The 14,599-nt window shown below is 69.2% G+C and carries 12 protein-coding genes; 7 read left to right on the forward strand and 5 right to left on the reverse strand.

The window, feature by feature from the left end:
• Window positions 1-191 precede the first annotated feature (191 nt).
• The 3 genes from ACWGKS_RS06950 to ACWGKS_RS06960 all read left to right on the forward strand — a co-directional run bounded on the left by ACWGKS_RS06950 (window position 192) and on the right by ACWGKS_RS06960 (window position 2,990).
• The gene (locus ACWGKS_RS06950; protein ID WP_358512685.1) at window positions 192-1,616 is read left to right on the forward strand and encodes a sugar porter family MFS transporter; all 1,425 of its coding nucleotides are present in this window, start codon (window positions 192-194) and stop codon (window positions 1,614-1,616) included.
• A gap of 103 nt (window positions 1,617-1,719) precedes the next feature.
• Window positions 1,720-2,595 (forward strand): AraC family transcriptional regulator, encoded by an 876-nt coding sequence (locus ACWGKS_RS06955; protein ID WP_358512688.1) that lies wholly within the window; start codon window positions 1,720-1,722, stop codon window positions 2,593-2,595.
• Window positions 2,592-2,990: a VOC family protein gene (locus ACWGKS_RS06960; RefSeq protein WP_358512691.1), complete on the forward strand. Its 399-nt coding sequence runs from the start codon at window positions 2,592-2,594 to the stop codon at window positions 2,988-2,990. Before ACWGKS_RS06955 ends, ACWGKS_RS06960 begins: the two co-directional genes overlap by 4 nt.
• Window positions 2,991-3,065: 75 nt before the next feature.
• Here the strand turns inward: ACWGKS_RS06960 and ACWGKS_RS06965 are convergent, their stop codons facing one another.
• Together ACWGKS_RS06965 and ACWGKS_RS06970 are read right to left on the reverse strand one after the other, a co-directional pair.
• Window positions 3,066-4,733 carry an ABC-F family ATP-binding cassette domain-containing protein gene (locus ACWGKS_RS06965; protein ID WP_358512694.1) on the reverse strand — a complete coding sequence of 556 codons (1,668 nt, stop codon included), beginning with the start codon at window positions 4,731-4,733 and terminating at the stop codon, window positions 3,066-3,068.
• A gap of 276 nt (window positions 4,734-5,009) precedes the next feature.
• Complete coding sequence (locus ACWGKS_RS06970) at window positions 5,010-5,258, reverse strand: SHOCT domain-containing protein (RefSeq protein ID WP_358512697.1); 249 nt, start codon at window positions 5,256-5,258, stop codon at window positions 5,010-5,012.
• A gap of 226 nt (window positions 5,259-5,484) precedes the next feature.
• Here ACWGKS_RS06970 and pabB point away from each other — a divergent pair, with 226 nt between their 5' ends.
• A complete protein-coding gene (gene pabB / locus ACWGKS_RS06975) occupies window positions 5,485-7,506 on the forward strand; it encodes an aminodeoxychorismate synthase component I (protein ID WP_358512700.1) in 2,022 nt (673 codons plus the stop codon).
• A gap of 304 nt (window positions 7,507-7,810) precedes the next feature.
• Here pabB and ACWGKS_RS06980 read toward each other — a convergent pair whose 3' ends face one another.
• The gene (locus tag ACWGKS_RS06980; RefSeq protein WP_358512757.1) at window positions 7,811-8,749 is read right to left on the reverse strand and encodes an NADP-dependent oxidoreductase; all 939 of its coding nucleotides are present in this window, start codon (window positions 8,747-8,749) and stop codon (window positions 7,811-7,813) included.
• 184 nt (window positions 8,750-8,933) lie between these two features.
• Here ACWGKS_RS06980 and ACWGKS_RS06985 point away from each other — a divergent pair, with 184 nt between their 5' ends.
• A complete protein-coding gene (locus tag ACWGKS_RS06985; protein ID WP_358512703.1) occupies window positions 8,934-9,635 on the forward strand; it encodes a type 1 glutamine amidotransferase domain-containing protein in 702 nt (233 codons plus the stop codon).
• A 144-nt stretch (window positions 9,636-9,779) separates the two neighbouring features.
• Here the strand turns inward: ACWGKS_RS06985 and ACWGKS_RS06990 are convergent, their stop codons facing one another.
• Window positions 9,780-10,718 carry a bacteriocin fulvocin C-related protein gene (locus ACWGKS_RS06990; RefSeq protein ID WP_358512706.1) on the reverse strand — a complete coding sequence of 313 codons (939 nt, stop codon included), beginning with the start codon at window positions 10,716-10,718 and terminating at the stop codon, window positions 9,780-9,782.
• A gap of 536 nt (window positions 10,719-11,254) precedes the next feature.
• Here ACWGKS_RS06990 and ACWGKS_RS06995 point away from each other — a divergent pair.
• Together ACWGKS_RS06995 and ACWGKS_RS07000 are read left to right on the forward strand one after the other, a co-directional pair.
• Entirely contained in the window at window positions 11,255-11,950 is a 696-nt protein-coding gene (locus ACWGKS_RS06995; RefSeq protein WP_358512709.1) for a metal-dependent transcriptional regulator, read from the forward strand.
• Between the two features lie 122 nt (window positions 11,951-12,072).
• Window positions 12,073-12,873, forward strand: coding sequence for a class I SAM-dependent methyltransferase (locus ACWGKS_RS07000; RefSeq protein ID WP_358512712.1), 801 nt, complete (start codon window positions 12,073-12,075; stop codon window positions 12,871-12,873).
• 99 nt (window positions 12,874-12,972) lie between these two features.
• On the opposite strand, the gene ACWGKS_RS07005 is transcribed toward ACWGKS_RS07000, so the two are convergent.
• Window positions 12,973-14,577 carry an alkaline phosphatase D family protein gene (locus tag ACWGKS_RS07005; RefSeq protein WP_358512715.1) on the reverse strand — a complete coding sequence of 535 codons (1,605 nt, stop codon included), beginning with the start codon at window positions 14,575-14,577 and terminating at the stop codon, window positions 12,973-12,975.
• Window positions 14,578-14,599: the final 22 nt, after the last annotated feature.

Consider the following 14,599-nt stretch of genomic DNA (forward strand, 5'->3'; position numbering starts at 1 on the left):
ACCATCAGGCAGGTCAGGACCACCCTCTGCACGGTTATGGAAAGTATTCGTAGTAAATCCCCGCAGTCTGCTGAAGGCCAAACATCGGAGCGTGTTCGGCCACGTCAGCGTTGCGCTCTCGCATGCCCTGGACCCGTTGGGCACCGTGGTGCCCAACGGGCACTCAGGTGTGCCCGGGGAAGGAGCTCCAAGTGAGCCATGCCAGCACGGGAGGGGTGGGCCACCAGGACGGTGGTGCCAACCTCGCCCACGTGACCATGATCGCGGCGGCCGCCGCGATGGGCGGTTTCCTGTTCGGTTACGACAGCGCCGTCATCAACGGCGCCGTCGACGCCATCCAGGAACGCTTCCAGGTGGGTCCGGGGGTCCTCGGCTTCACCATCGCCGCAGCTCTGCTCGGATGCGTGGTGGGCGCGGGCACGGCCGGCAACATCGCCGACCGTCTCGGCCGTATCCGCGTCATGCAGATCGCCGGCGTCCTCTTCGCGATCAGCGCGATCGGCTCGGCGCTGCCCTTCAGTGTGTGGGACCTGACCGCCTGGCGGATCGTGGGCGGTGTGGCCATCGGCATGGCCTCGGTGATCGCGCCCACCTACATCGCCGAGGTCTCCCCCGCGGCCTACCGCGGTCGTCTGGCCTCACTGCAACAGCTGGCCATCGTGCTGGGCATCGCCGCCTCCCAACTGGTCAACTACGCCATCGCCGCGGGAGCCGGTGGCAGCGCGCACAACCCGATCGGACCGATCCAGGCCTGGCAGTGGATGCTGGCCGTGGAGGCACTGCCGGCCCTGGTCTACCTGGGGCTGAGCCTGGTCATCCCAGAATCGCCCCGATACCTGGTGCGGGTCGGCAAGACCGACCAGGCCCGCAAGATCCTGGCCGAGGTCGAGGGCGGTGGAGACGACCGCATCGACGGGCGCATCAACGAGATCCGTGAGGCGTTGGGCTCGGAGGTGCGGCCCAAACTGCGCGACCTGACCGGACGCTATGGCCTGCTGCCCATCGTGTGGATCGGCATGGCGGTCTCCGCCTTCCAACAGCTGGTGGGCATCAACGTCATCTTCTACTACTCCAGCTCGCTGTGGCAGTCGGTCGGTGTGGCGGAGTCCGACTCCCTGTTGTTGAGCCTGTTCACCTCGATCGTCAACATCGTGGGCACCGTGATCGCGATCATGCTGGTGGACAAGATCGGCCGCAAGCCGTTGTTGCTGACCGGTTCGGCCGGTATGACGGTGGCGCTGGCCAGTGCGGCCTTCGCCTTCAGCAACGCCCGGGTGGAGGGCGACGAGGTCACCTTGGCCTTCGGGTGGGCCGCGACGGCGCTGGTCGCCGCGAGTTCGTTCGTGCTCTTCTTCGCCCTGTCATGGGGTGTGGTGGTGTGGGTGCTGTTGGGGGAGATGTTCCCGCTGCGCATCCGCGCGGCCGCCATGGGCGTGGCCACCGCCACCCAGTGGTTGGCCAACTGGCTGGTCACCGTCAGCTTCCCCTCGCTGCGCGACTGGAACCTGTCGGGGGCGTACCTGATGTACGCGGCGTTCGCGCTGATCTCGTTCTTCCTGGTGCTCAAGTTCGTCGAAGAGACCAAGGGCAAGACCCTGGAGGAGATGCGGGGCTGAGGCGCGCGGCCCGATCCGGTGCGATGACGGGGGTGACCGAACATCGGTCACCCCCTCGCGCATCACTCGAAACGGCGACCCCCGGACTGTTAGCGTGGGTGCCGTGGGCAGTACGGAACCACCCGCGGCCTGGGACTTCGCCACGGCCGCACCAAACAGCGCTCCAGGGGTGGCCTCGATGGTCGGCTACCGAGGGCTCGACGTGCCCGACACCGTCCACCTCGGTCTTCCCTCCGCGACGCTCACGTTCATCCTGAGCCTGGACGAGGGGGTGGAGGCCGCCCGAACCCCGGAGGGACTGGCCAAGGCCCGCCCCAACCCGGTGATCCTCGGTGGGCTGCATGTGAGGGCCGGCCATGTTCGCCAACGCCCCGGCCAGGCCGGGGTCCAGATCGCGGTGCACCCACTGAGCTCCCGGGCACTGTTCGGTGTCCCCAGCGCGGAGCTGGACGTACACGACTTCGACGGGGCCGACTTCCTGGGCCGTGAAGGATCACAGGTCCTGGACCGGCTGTCCGGGAGCCGGGGCTGGGACGAGGCCTTCACGCTGGTGCGCCACCACCTGGTCCGGCGCTACCGCGACCTGGAGGTGGCCGCCCCGCCCGCCGCGCTCGTGCACGCCTGGACGTTGCTGGAACGTACCCGGGGGAGGATCCCCATCGGCGCGCTCGCCCGGCAGGTCGGGGTGAGCACACGTCACCTGGGCAACCTCTTCCACAACGAGTGCGGACGTTCCCCGAAGACGGTGGCCCGGTTGATGCGCTTCGAACACGCCCGGGCCAGGATCGCCGAAAGCGTCAAGACCACCGGGCGCGCCTCCCTCGCCGAGGTCGCCGCCCAGGCCGGTTTCAGTGACCAGGCCCACCTGAGCAGGGAGTTCGTTGGTTTCACCGGCCTGTCCCCGGGTGCCTGGTCGGCCGGGGAGTTCCGAAACATTCAAGACGGAGCCCACACGCCTGGAGCACAGTGGGCCCCATGAGCGAGAACAATCCGAGCGTGTGGGTGACCCTACAGGCCACCGACGCACCCAAGCTGATCGACTACTACGTCGAGACCTTCGGTTTCGTGGTCGCCGCCCGGTACGGCGAAGGCGAGATCGTCCACCACGCACAGCTCAACTGGCCCGAGGGCCGGGGCGGGTTGATGCTGGGCAGTCACCAGCCCGGCAGGGAGTACACCCGCGAGCCCGGGACCATGGGCGCCTACGTCGTCACCACCGACCCCGACGCCCTCTTCGAGCGGGTGAGGGCGCGGGGCGCCGACGTCACGAGGCCCCTGGCCGACACCGACTACGGATCCCGCGAGTTCACGGTTCGCGACCCCGAGGGCAACCTGTGGTCCTTCGGCACCTACCCGGGCGAGCCCGTGCCCTGACCCAACACCGCCCGAGTGTCGCGGTGTCCTGACCGGGCACCGCGACACTCGGGCGTGTGAGCGCCGGCCTCACCGTCAGCCCTGTTCGGGCTCACGGCCCTCCAACAGGTCGTGGACCTGCTCGGCGGTGGTCTCGTGTAGTTCCTCGTCCAGGAACAGCCAGCGGGTGATCCCCACCGACTCCAGGAACGGCAGGTCGTGCGAGGCCACCAACAGGGCGCCCTCGTAGGCGGACAGGGCACCGGTCAGCTGCCGGACACTGGACACGTCCAGGTTGTTGGTGGGCTCGTCCAACATCAACAGTTGTGGGGCCGGAGCGGCCAGCATGGTCATGGCCAGGCTCGCCCGGAAGCGTTCCCCGCCCGAGAGTGTGCCGGCCGGTTGCGCGGCACGCGCCCCCCGGAAGAGGAACTTGGCCAACCGGGCGCGGATGTGCTGCCCCGACACACCGGGTGCGGCCTCGGCGACGTTGTCGACCACCGACCGTTCCTCGTCCAACAGGTCCAGGCGCTGGGGCAGGAATCGCAGCGGCACCATCACCTTCGCCTCACCCTCCAACGGGTCGAGCAGCCCGGCCAGGGTGCGCAACAGGGAGGTCTTGCCCGCACCGTTGCGGCCCACCAGGGCGATCCGTTCGGGGCCGCTCACCAACAGGTCCGCGCCGCGCAACCGGCCATGGGCCGGACGCAACCCCCTGACGCGCACCACGTCTCGCCCGTTGGGTACGGCGGTGTGCGGCAACTCCACCCTGATCTCGGCGTCGTCGCGGACCGCTTCGGCGGCCTCATCCTTGCGTTCGCGTGCCTCTTGGAGGCGGTCCTCGTGCGTCCCCTTGAGTTTTCCCGCCGACTCCTGGGCGGCCCGCTTCAGAGCACCTTGGACGATCTTGGGGATCCCCTTCTCCGCGGCGGCCTTCTTCGCGGTGCGTTGACGTCGTGCCAGCTTGATCTGGGTCTGGGCGAGCTCCTTCTTCTGTTTGCGCACGTCGGACTCGGCCGCGCGCAGGGTCCGCTCGGCGGCCTCCTGTTGGACGCCCAGGGCCTCCTGGTAGGCCGACCATCCGCCGCCGTACCAGGTGACCTCGCCCTTGCGCAGTTCGGCGGTGCGGTCCACGCGCTCCAGCAGGTCCAGGTCGTGGCTGACCACGATCAGGGTTCCCGAGCGCCAAGAGTCCACGGCCTCGTACAAGCGCCGGCGGGCGAACAGGTCCAGGTTGTTGGTGGGCTCGTCCAGCAACAACACGTCGGGGCGTTCCATGAGGAGTGCGGCCAGGCGCAGCAGGACGGTCTCCCCACCGGAGAGTTCGCCGACGGTGCGGTCCAGACCGATGCCGTCCAACCCCAGCGTTCCCAGGGTGGCCAGTGCGCGCTCCTCCACGTCCCAGTCCTCACCGATGACCTCGAAGTTGGCTTCGGAGGCGTCGCCGGACTCGATGGCGTTGAGCGCGGCGCGTTTGTCCGCGATGCCCAGGGCGTGGTCGACGGTCGGTTCGGTGTCGAGCGTGATGTTCTGCGGCAGGTAGGCCAGGCGACCGTGGACGGTCACCGAGCCGCGGGCCGGGCGCAGGTGTCCGGCCAGGAGCTTGAGCAGGGTGGACTTGCCCGAACCATTGGCACCGACCAGGCCGATGCGCCCTCGGCCCGTGGACAGGGACAATCCGTCGAAGACGGTGGTGCCCTCCGGCCAGCCGAAGGTCAGGTCGGAACAGGCCACCGAGACGTCGGTGGTGACGGGTTGAGACATGGTTTTCTCTCGCAGTCGGAAGCGTTGTGGAAAAGGGCTTCGTATGCGAGCACCACGCGGCCTGGGGCCGGGCAGAAGGTGGAAGAGGTCCTGTGGAACGGGGACGGCTCATGCACCGAGGTTGCAACCACGCTGAATAGACGGCCAAGGGCCGTACCGCGTGATGATCGCGAACCTCAGATGCGCAACGTCCACCTCATTCGTCGACGACAGGACGTTCGTACCTTACCCATCCGCCGGTGGGTGTCAACCGTTTTCGCGGTGGCGGATGGGTCCTCAGCGTTCCAGGTCGATCTTGCGCTGTAGGAACTCCTCACGATCGATCTCGCCCCTGGCGTAGCGCAACCGCAGCTCGTTCTCGGCCGCGTCCAAGGGTGGGGGAGCGGGCGGGTGCGGACGCGTGCGCGCGGCCCGCCTGGACTGGTGATGTTGGGTGACCCGCCCGACCTCTCCGACGGTGAGTACGAAGAAGAAGGCCAGCGGCAGGATGATCAGGATCATGATCATCGCGGTGAAGACGGCCATGTGCCACTCCCTGGTCCGCACGAGGGGCCGGACCCCTCGTCCTCTTCTTCCTGTGTACCCGGACAGGGGGCGGCGCACCAGGGGTCGGCGGGATCTGTGGACAACCGACACCGCGCGCAGGTGACGACATCGACCGCCGTAACCTGGAATGTCGCAATCCGGCCGCACCGGCCGCGAACACCGCGCCGATTGAGAACGCCGCGCCTACTGAGAACGAAAGGGCGGGATGCGGGTCCTCCTCGTGGACAACCACGACTCCTACACATTCAACGTCTTCCAGCTCCTGGCCCGTGTCCTGGGCCAAGAGCCGCTGGTGTTGACCAACGACGACCCCGACTGGGCCGGGTTCGACCCGGGCACGGTGGACGCCGTGGTCGTCTCACCGGGCCCCGGGCGCCCGCAGACCACCCGTGACCTGGGCCGGGTCCCCGACCTTTTGGCCCACTCCCACCTGCCGGTGTTGGGGGTGTGCCTGGGTCATCAGGCCATCGCCCACCTGGCCGGAGCCTCGGTCGATTCCGCGCCCCAGCCCCGACATGGTCATCTGAGCCGGGTCCGACACGACGGCCACGGGCTCTTCAGCGGCATCGCGCAGGACTTCACCGCCGTGCGCTACCACTCCCTGGCCGTGGCCGACCCCCCGCCGACCACGTTGAGGGTCACCGCGCGGGCCGAAGACGGCGTGATCATGGGGCTGGCGCACCGTGAACTGCCTCGGTGGGGGGTGCAGTTCCATCCCGAGTCGGTGGCCGGTGAACACGGCGCGGAGTTGGTGGCCAACTTCCTGGACCTGGCCCGCCCGTACACACGCTCGCGAACCCTCCCCATACCGCCGTCACCCGCGCTTGAGCCTCGACGGCCCACCCATGGCGTCGAACACGTGGTGGCCGAAGTCAATCGGGCGGTCGACACCGAAAAGGCCTTCGTCCACCTGTACGCCGACGCCGAGTACGCGTTCTGGCTGGACAGCTCCCGGCCCGAGGGGGCGGCCCGGTTCTCCTTCCTGGGCGCACCCCAAGGCCCCACCGCCGAGGTGCTCACCTACGACGTGGGAAGGGAGGGCGTCCGTGTGCGCGACGCCCACGGAACCCGCACCGAACCGGGCACCGTCTTCGAGGCCCTGGAGCGCCGCACCGGAGCCGCCCCCTCCCAGCACGGACTGCCCTTCGACTTCACCGGCGGCTACGTGGGCTACCTGGGCTACGAACTCAAGGCACACACCGGGGGAGAACGCACCCACAGCGCACCCACCCCGGACGCGGTGTGGATGCGCTGCGATCGTTTCGTGGCAGTGGACCACCACCGGGGACGCACCTACGTGGTGTGCGCCGACGGGGCACCCGACGCCCGCTCCTGGGTGGAGCGCACCCGCACGGAGCTGCTCGACCTTCCAGACCCGCCCCGACCCTCGCCGTCCGCCGACCCCGTGGACCTGCCCGCCCTGCTGGAGCGCCCCCACGCCGGATACGTCGACGATGTCAAGGAGTGCCTGGCCCACCTCACCCAGGGCGAAAGCTACGAGATCTGTCTGACCAACCGGGTCCGCCTGCCCGACCAGGGCGAGGACCTGGACTTCTACCGAAGGCTGCGCGCGGCCAACCCCGCCCCCTACGCCGCCTACCTGCGCCTGGGCGAGGTGAGCGTGCTCAGCGCCTCCCCCGAACGCTTCCTGCGTGTCGACTCCGACCGTGTGGCCGAGAGCCGACCCATCAAGGGCACCGCGCCGCGTCACCCCGACCCGCGGGTCGACGCGCGTGTCGTCGAGCGGCTGCGCACCGACGCCAAGACCCGTGCCGAGAACCTGATGATCGTGGACCTGCTCCGCAACGACCTGGGGCGGGTGTGCGAGGTGGGTTCGGTGCGGGTGCCGGCGTTCATGTACACCGAGTCCCACACCACCGTGCACCAGCTCGTCTCCACCATCGAGGGCCGACTCCGGCCGGAGGTGTCGACGATGGCGGCGGTGCGCGCCTGCTTCCCCGGCGGCTCGATGACGGGCGCGCCCAAGGTGCGCACCATGCGGATCATCGACCGGCTGGAGTCCTCGGCGCGCGGGGTGTACTCCGGGGCGCTGGGGTATGTGTCGCACTCCGGTGAGGCGGATCTGAGCATCGTCATCCGCACGGCCGTGCGCGCCGGCGGGGAACTGACCATCGGGGCGGGCGGGGCGATCGTATTGGACTCGGATCCGGAGGAGGAGTACGAGGAGATGCTGTTGAAGGCCCGGGTCCCGGCCCGCGGCCAGTGAGGACACGCTGCCGCGCCTGGCCGCCCGGCCGGAACAGGCCCGCCCCGGGCCGCCCGCCGCCGTCCCACCGGGGTGCCCTTGCCCGCCTCGCTCAACTCCTCCGACGAAGCAGCGTCGTAAGGACCGCGGCAGCCCAGGCCCATCGCGCACGTGTTCGGTGGTGGGGTTCGGTGCGTTCGACACCGGGTGGTGTGTCCATACACCCCGGTCTTCGCCGGGCACCCCGAGCACGCCTCCCGCAGACAGGGGATCATGCGTGGACACCTCCCCCACGCGGGGGAGACCTCGGTCCGGCCCAGGACGTTCAGGCGTTCTCGGCGACCAGGACGATCTTGCCGGTGGTGTGCCCCTTCTCGCCCAGGGCGTGCGCCTTGGCCGCCTGGTCCATCGGGAAGGTCGCCTCCACGTGCGGTCGCAGGGCGCCCCGCGCCACCAGGTCGGCGATGGCGCGCATCCCCTCGTGGTCGGCCTCCACCAACATCGTCTTCGCCCGCACGCCCAGCCTTTCGACCTTGGCCGCCTCGTCGGGGTCCTGGCCGGGCAGCAGCGAGACCAGGACTCCACCCGGGCGCAGCAGGTCCAGGGAACGGGCTCGGGTCTGGCCCGAAACCGGGTCCAGGACCACGTCCACCTCCTCGACCACCTCGGCGAAGTCGACCTCGCGATAGTCCACGACCTCGTCCGCGCCCAACTCGCGCAGGAAGTCGTGCTTGGGCGCGCTCGCGGTGCCGATGACGTGCGCCCCGTGCGCCTTGGCGATCTGTACGCCCAAATGGCCCACCCCGCCGGCGGCCGCGTGCACCAGCACCCGCTGCCCGGCACCGACGCGGGCGGTGTCGACCAATGCCTGGTGGGCGGTCAACGCGGCCAACGGCAGCGCCCCGGCCCGGACATGGTCGATCTCGGAGGGCTTGTGGGTGAAGGCACGCGCCGGACCCAGCGCGTACTCGGCGTGCGAACCCACCCCGTGCGGGTAGGGCAACATCCCGAAGACCTCCTCACCGGGCTCGAACAGGGTGACGCCATAGCCCACCCGTTCGACCACACCGGAGACGTCCCAACCCAGGACGAGGGGAAGCCGGTTCAAGAACACGCCTTGGGCGCGATGCTTCCAGTCGGTGGGATTGACCCCGGCGGCCCGGACCGCGACCAGGATCTGCCCCGGCCCGGGGTCGGGCCGAGGCACCCTGGTCCACTCCAGCACCTCGGGGCCGCCATAGATGCTCTGTCTGTTGGCGAACATGGTCGCCGTGGTGTGCTCGCTCATGTTCCCCAGACTGCCCGAACGCACCCGCGCGAACACCATGACCTTGATCTCCGGCGATCCCATTGGCCATCGATGGGCCCGCACCGCTACGTTCGGGAATCCGTGGCACAACCGCCCGAACCACACACCAGAACACACGTTCGGAAGAGTGCGAGCAACCATGCCCAAGTCCAAGATCCTGTTCGTGATGACCGGCGTCGACCACTGGACCCTGGCCGACGGAACCCGACACCCCACCGGTTTCTGGGCCGAGGAGGCCGTGGCCCCCTACGAGATCCTCACCGAGGCCGGATACCAGGTCGTCGTGGCCACCCCCGGAGGGGTCGAACCCACCGTCGATGAGGCCAGTCTGACCGCCGACGCCAACGGTGGCGTGGAGGGCGCCGAGCGCGTCGCCTCCACCCTGGCGTCCATGACGGAGTTGGGCGCACCGATCCGACTGGAGGAGGTCGACCTGGACGACTACGACGCCGTCTACTACCCCGGTGGGCACGGACCCATGGAGGACCTGGCGGTCGACTCGGTCTCCGGTGACCTGCTCACCGCCGCCCTGGAGTCGGGCAAACCGCTGGGCGTGGTCTGCCACGCCCCGGCCGCGTTCTTGGCCGCCGAGCGCCCCGATGGCACCAACACCTTCGCCGGCTACCGGGCGGCGGCCTTCACCAACGCCGAGGAGACCCAGGCCGGCCTGGCGGACAAGGCTCGCTGGTTGTTGCAGGACCGCCTCACCGAGGCCGGCGTCCAGGTCGAGGAGGGTGAACCGTGGGCGCCCCACGTCGTGGTCGACCGCACCCTGGTCACCGGCCAGAACCCGGCCTCCTCCGCGCCCTTGGCCCGAAAGCTGCTCGAACGCCTGAGCTGAGGGCGCCCACCCGCGCCGAAGCGGAACGGGAAGCCAAGAGGATGCCCTGGCGCGCCCACGCCCGGCGGCCAGGGCATCGGCCCGGTCCATCCACCCACGAAGCGCCGATCGACGTGGGAGGACGGGCCAGGCCAGGAGGAAGGGTCAAGGATGGGCCCGTGTGATGGCCAGAGAGGCACTGCGATCGTGCGTGGACACCCAGGCCACCCCGCAGGTGAAGGGCATCTCCACACACCCCTTGGACAGGCAGGGCGCCCAGGAACGACGGCGGGGGACCAACGGTTGGGCGGCCACGCATTCGGGGTCGGTCTCGACCGGGCCCAGGGTCGCCAGCAGCGCGTGTGCCCGGTAGGAGCCGAATGCGGCCACCGCACGGTCGCGCAACCGTTGTTCCAGCACCGGGCCCAGCCCGTCCCGAAAGACCTGTTCCTCGGAGAAGGTCACCACGGCCAGGTCCAGGGCGGCGCGCTGATCCCGCGTCAGGTCCGGGTTGGCCAGGTCGAAACGGCGCAGGTGTTCGGCCCACAGGTCGCGTCGTTGTTCGGGGGAGAGTTCGGCGAAGATCAACCTGCGTCGCACCAGGGGATGGACGGCGAACTCGTCGAAGTCGGTGGGCAGCCGGGAACGGTGCTCCTCCACCCACTCGCGGGCCAGCGCCTGGTCCGAGCGGGCCAGGTCCGGAGTACGCCGGGCCAGGGTCAGATCCCACACGGCGCGCAGTCCGGCGACCACCCGCCCCCACCGGTGGTGGTCCTCATGGGGCGCCCGCCGGCTGCGACCGAGTTCGCCCAGGACCTCCACGACCCGCAGGCTCGCCCGCGCACCCAGCCCGCGCACCAGCGGCGCGATCATCGCCGCCCCGCGCCAACAGCGCACCCGCCGCCCGTACCTGCAGATCAGTGTGGGCACCCACGGGGCCGTCGGTCCCCACTGCCTGGCCCGCCAGGCCCGCACGTCGGTGTGGGTGAGCGGCAGGGTCTCCAACCTGCCCGCCGAGGCCCTCGCCACCGCGGTGGAGATACTCGCGCACCGCTCACACGAGGAGTCGAACGCCAACACGTACCGAACCCGAACGTCGTCCATCTGCTCCCTTCCTAGCGTCACCTCACAGTCTTGTGGCCAGGAAGGCCGCTTGGTGCAGGTTTTCGGAACTCGACTTCGACAATCGATAACGCCTCAAGTGCAAAACGGCGCGAACTCGGACCAATTCGCGCTCGTTCTGTTCTCGAGAGAATGATTTTCCGAGTTACGGTCGGTCCCTGGATCCCCGACCGGCACAGTGCGAAATCCAGTGGCGCCCGAACGTGCCCCGCACCCACCTCGGGCGCACACCTCACCTGAACCGTCGGGGAGGTCGCCGGGCCCCGGGTTCGTGGAGGCGGGCTAATCGGGTCGAGGGCGGGACCGGTCATGCCACCACGGGGAAACGCCGGACGTTCCGACTCCGTCCAACCGCACCCGAAGCACCGGCATCTCCGGAGCCCGAGATCCTGACCCGAGGAGGCACCGCCCGCACCCGCGGAATCCGCCCCGCGCCGTCTTATGAACGGAACGGCGTGGTCCACGGGCGACGGCGCGGAAATCGTGGCGCCGAAGCGGTACACGATACGGTTACGGGCATGGGGCACACACCGGCACGGCCGTCCACATCGGCCGAGGACTACGTGAAGGTCATCTACGACCTCCAGGAGCGCGGCACCGGACCGGTGACCATCTCCGGGATGGCCGAGCGGCTGGCGGTGTCCAACTCCTCGGTTTCGGGGATGCTGCGCAAGCTCAACGAACTCGGGTTCGTCCAACACCAGCGCTACGGCAACGTGAGCCTGACCGAGGTCGGAACCAAGGCCGCCTTGGCGGTACTGCGCCGGCACCGACTGCTGGAGACCTACCTGGTGGCCGAGCTGGGCTACTCCTGGGACGAGGTGCACGACGAGGCCGAAATCCTCGAACACGTGGTCTCGGACAAGTTCGTCGACCGCATCGCCTCCCACCTGGGAGATCCGGTGGTGGACCCGCACGGTGACCCCATCCCCACCCGCGAGGGCACCATCGTCCAGCGCGAGACGGTGTTGTTGTCGGAGGCCGAGGCCGACACCCAAGGGGTGATCGTGCGGGTCAACGACATCGACCCCGAACTGCTGCGCTACCTGGCCGACATCGACCTCGGCATCGGCATGCGCGTCACCGTGGTCGAGCGCCAACCCTTCGCCGGCTCGATCCAGATCTCGGTGCGCCCGGAGAAGGGCGGCCAGGAACGCGACCAGGCCCTGGGGCTGGTCGCGGCCGAAGCCCTGTGGATCAGTCCCGAGGACTGACCGCACCGAACTCCGTCGCGCCCCGATCGTTTCGTCCTCGACGACCCGCGAAGCGCGAGAAACCCCGGTCCGTCGAACGATCGTCGGGGTAGGAACCCGCCCACACGAGTGAAGGGGACGCGATGGGCGGACAGACACACGGGGTCCGATTGGGCGCGATCGAGAAGACGCTGTTGTGGACCGTCTACATCAAGGTCCTGGACTTTCGGAACGACCCACCGTTGCTGGGCGACGTCTGGGCAGTGGACGTCTTCGACCGCCTGGAGTTCGACCGGCGCGTCTTGTGGGGTGTGGGCGGAGACCGCAACCTCGTACTCCTCAGGGCCCGACGCATCGACGAACGGGCACGCCGCTGGATGGCCGAGAACCCCGGGGGCACCGTGCTGCACCTGGCCTGTGGCCTGGACGCGCGGGCCCTGCGCCTGGGGGTGCCGACGGGCGGCCGCTGGTTCGACCTGGACCTGCCCAACGTGGTCGAACTACGGCAAGGGCTACTGCCCGAACCCCAGGGCTATCACCTGCTGTCCGGTTCGGTCACCGAGCCCGACTGGGCGGGTGATGTCCCCTCCGACGCACCGGTGCTGATCATCGCCGAGGGCCTGATCGAATACCTGCCACCGGACCGGACACGACAGTTGCTCGACCGGTTGGTCGAGCACTTCCCCCTGGGTGGGGAGATCGTCTTCGACACGGTCCCCGGGTGGGTGAGTGCGACGGCCCGTGCCCACGGCGTGGCCATGTTCGGCATGAACGACCCCCGCACCCCCGAACGGTGGAACCCCGGGTTGCGCTTGGTGGGGGAGTATCCGCTCGTGGCCGAGTACGCCGACGTCCCCGAGTGGGGTTACCGAACCATGTACCGGGCGTTCAACGCCTGGGGTCCCACACGTGCGTCGATGCGTGTGTCCCATTACAGGTTCTGAACGGGCGATCGCCGACGGAGCCGGGGCCGTCCCGGCCCAGACCGCCGGAGCGCACGGGGTCGGACGCAAGATCCCGCCCGACCCCGGATCGGGTGCGATCTAGGCCAGGGGGTGGGCGCCGGGTTCGCCGGACTCGATGACGAACCGTGCCCGGTCACGGATCGGGGCATCCGGTTCACTCACCCGGTCCACCACCCGGTAGTCGGCCGTCCACTCGGTGGGGGTGACGGTGTTGCGCACGTATCCGCGTTTGCGGTTGATGAACTTGATGTGGGGGTTCTCCCGCAGCTGGACCGCGTCACCCGGGTTGTTCTGTTCGACGCCGTCGCGGCCGCTGGTGAAGGACGTCCCCACCAGTTCGGTGGCCACCGTCGCCGAGTCGGGGTCGTCGAAGTCGGCTTTGACGTCGACCACGTAATTGGCGTGCACGTCCCCGGTGAGCACCACGGCGTTGCCCACCTCGGCCAGTTCATCGCGCACCGCGTCGCGTTCGAACCGGTAATTGTCCCAGGCGTCGTCGCTGAAGTCGGTGAGCGCGCCCTCGGCGAAGTCGCGCTGGGAGAAGAACACCTGCTGGGCCAACACGTTCCAGGTGGCGGTGGAATCGCCCAGCCCCTGGGAGAGCCAACGTCGCTGGTCGGCGCCCAGCATGCTGCGGTCGGGGTCCCCGCGCTCCTCATCCGCCACCTGCACGTCCCGGTACTGGCGGGTGTCCAGCAGGTGCATGTCGACCAGGTTTCCGAACACGAGCCGGCGGTACAGGTGCAGGTCGGGTCCAGCAGGGCGTTGGGCTGCGCGCAGGGGCATGTGCTCATAGTAGGCCTTCAGCGCGTTCTCTCGGCGCCGCATGAACTCCTCGGGCGGGACGTCCTCCCCGTAGGAGGTGTCGTCGGCCCAGTTGTTCTCGAGTTCGTGGTCGTCGAAGACCACCGCCCAGGGGAAGGCCGCGTGTGCGGCCTGAAGGTCGTGGTCGGTCTTGTACTGGGCGTGCCGCAGACGGTACTCGGCCAGGGAACGCACCTCCACCGGGGGCAGGTGGCCGCGACCGATATCGCCCTGGTCCTCGGTCTCGTAGATGTAGTCGCCGAGGAAGGCCACCAGGTCCAGGTCCTCCTGGGCCAGATGGGCCTGGGCCGTGTAGTGCCCTTGTGCGTAGCTCTGGCAGCTGGCGATGGCGAACGCGAAGTGGTTCAGGCGAGCGCCCGGGGCCGGGGCGGTGCGGGTGCGTCCCACGGGGCTGATCTCACCGCCGACGCGGAACCGGTAGAAGTAGTCGGCGCGAGGACGCAGGCCCTGTGCCTCCACGTGCACGGAGTGGGCCTGATCGGGGCCGGTCTCCACCGTTCCGGCGGCGACCGTACGAGAGAAGTTCTCGTCCTGGGAGATCTGCCATTGGACCTCGACCACACGGTCGGGCATGCCGCCCAGGCCGTCCTCGGCCAGGGGGTCGGGGGCCAGTCGAGTCCATAGGACGACGCTGTCGTGGAAGGGGTCGCCGGAGGCGACTCCCAGGGTGAAGGGGTCGGAGATCATGGGGCCTCGGGGGGTCGAGGTGGCCGCTGACGCGGATGACGCACCGAGGGTCGTACCCAGCGCCGCGGCACCCAACGTGACGGCTCCCATGAGCGCCTGCCGTCGGGTCGCCATCACACCTGGTTCGGGGGAGGAAACGGAAGGGGTACTGAAGTGGGGGGTATCCGGCATGCGAGGGCTCCTGGGGGCATCG

The organism is Nocardiopsis sp. NPDC055879 (assembly GCF_053615935.1).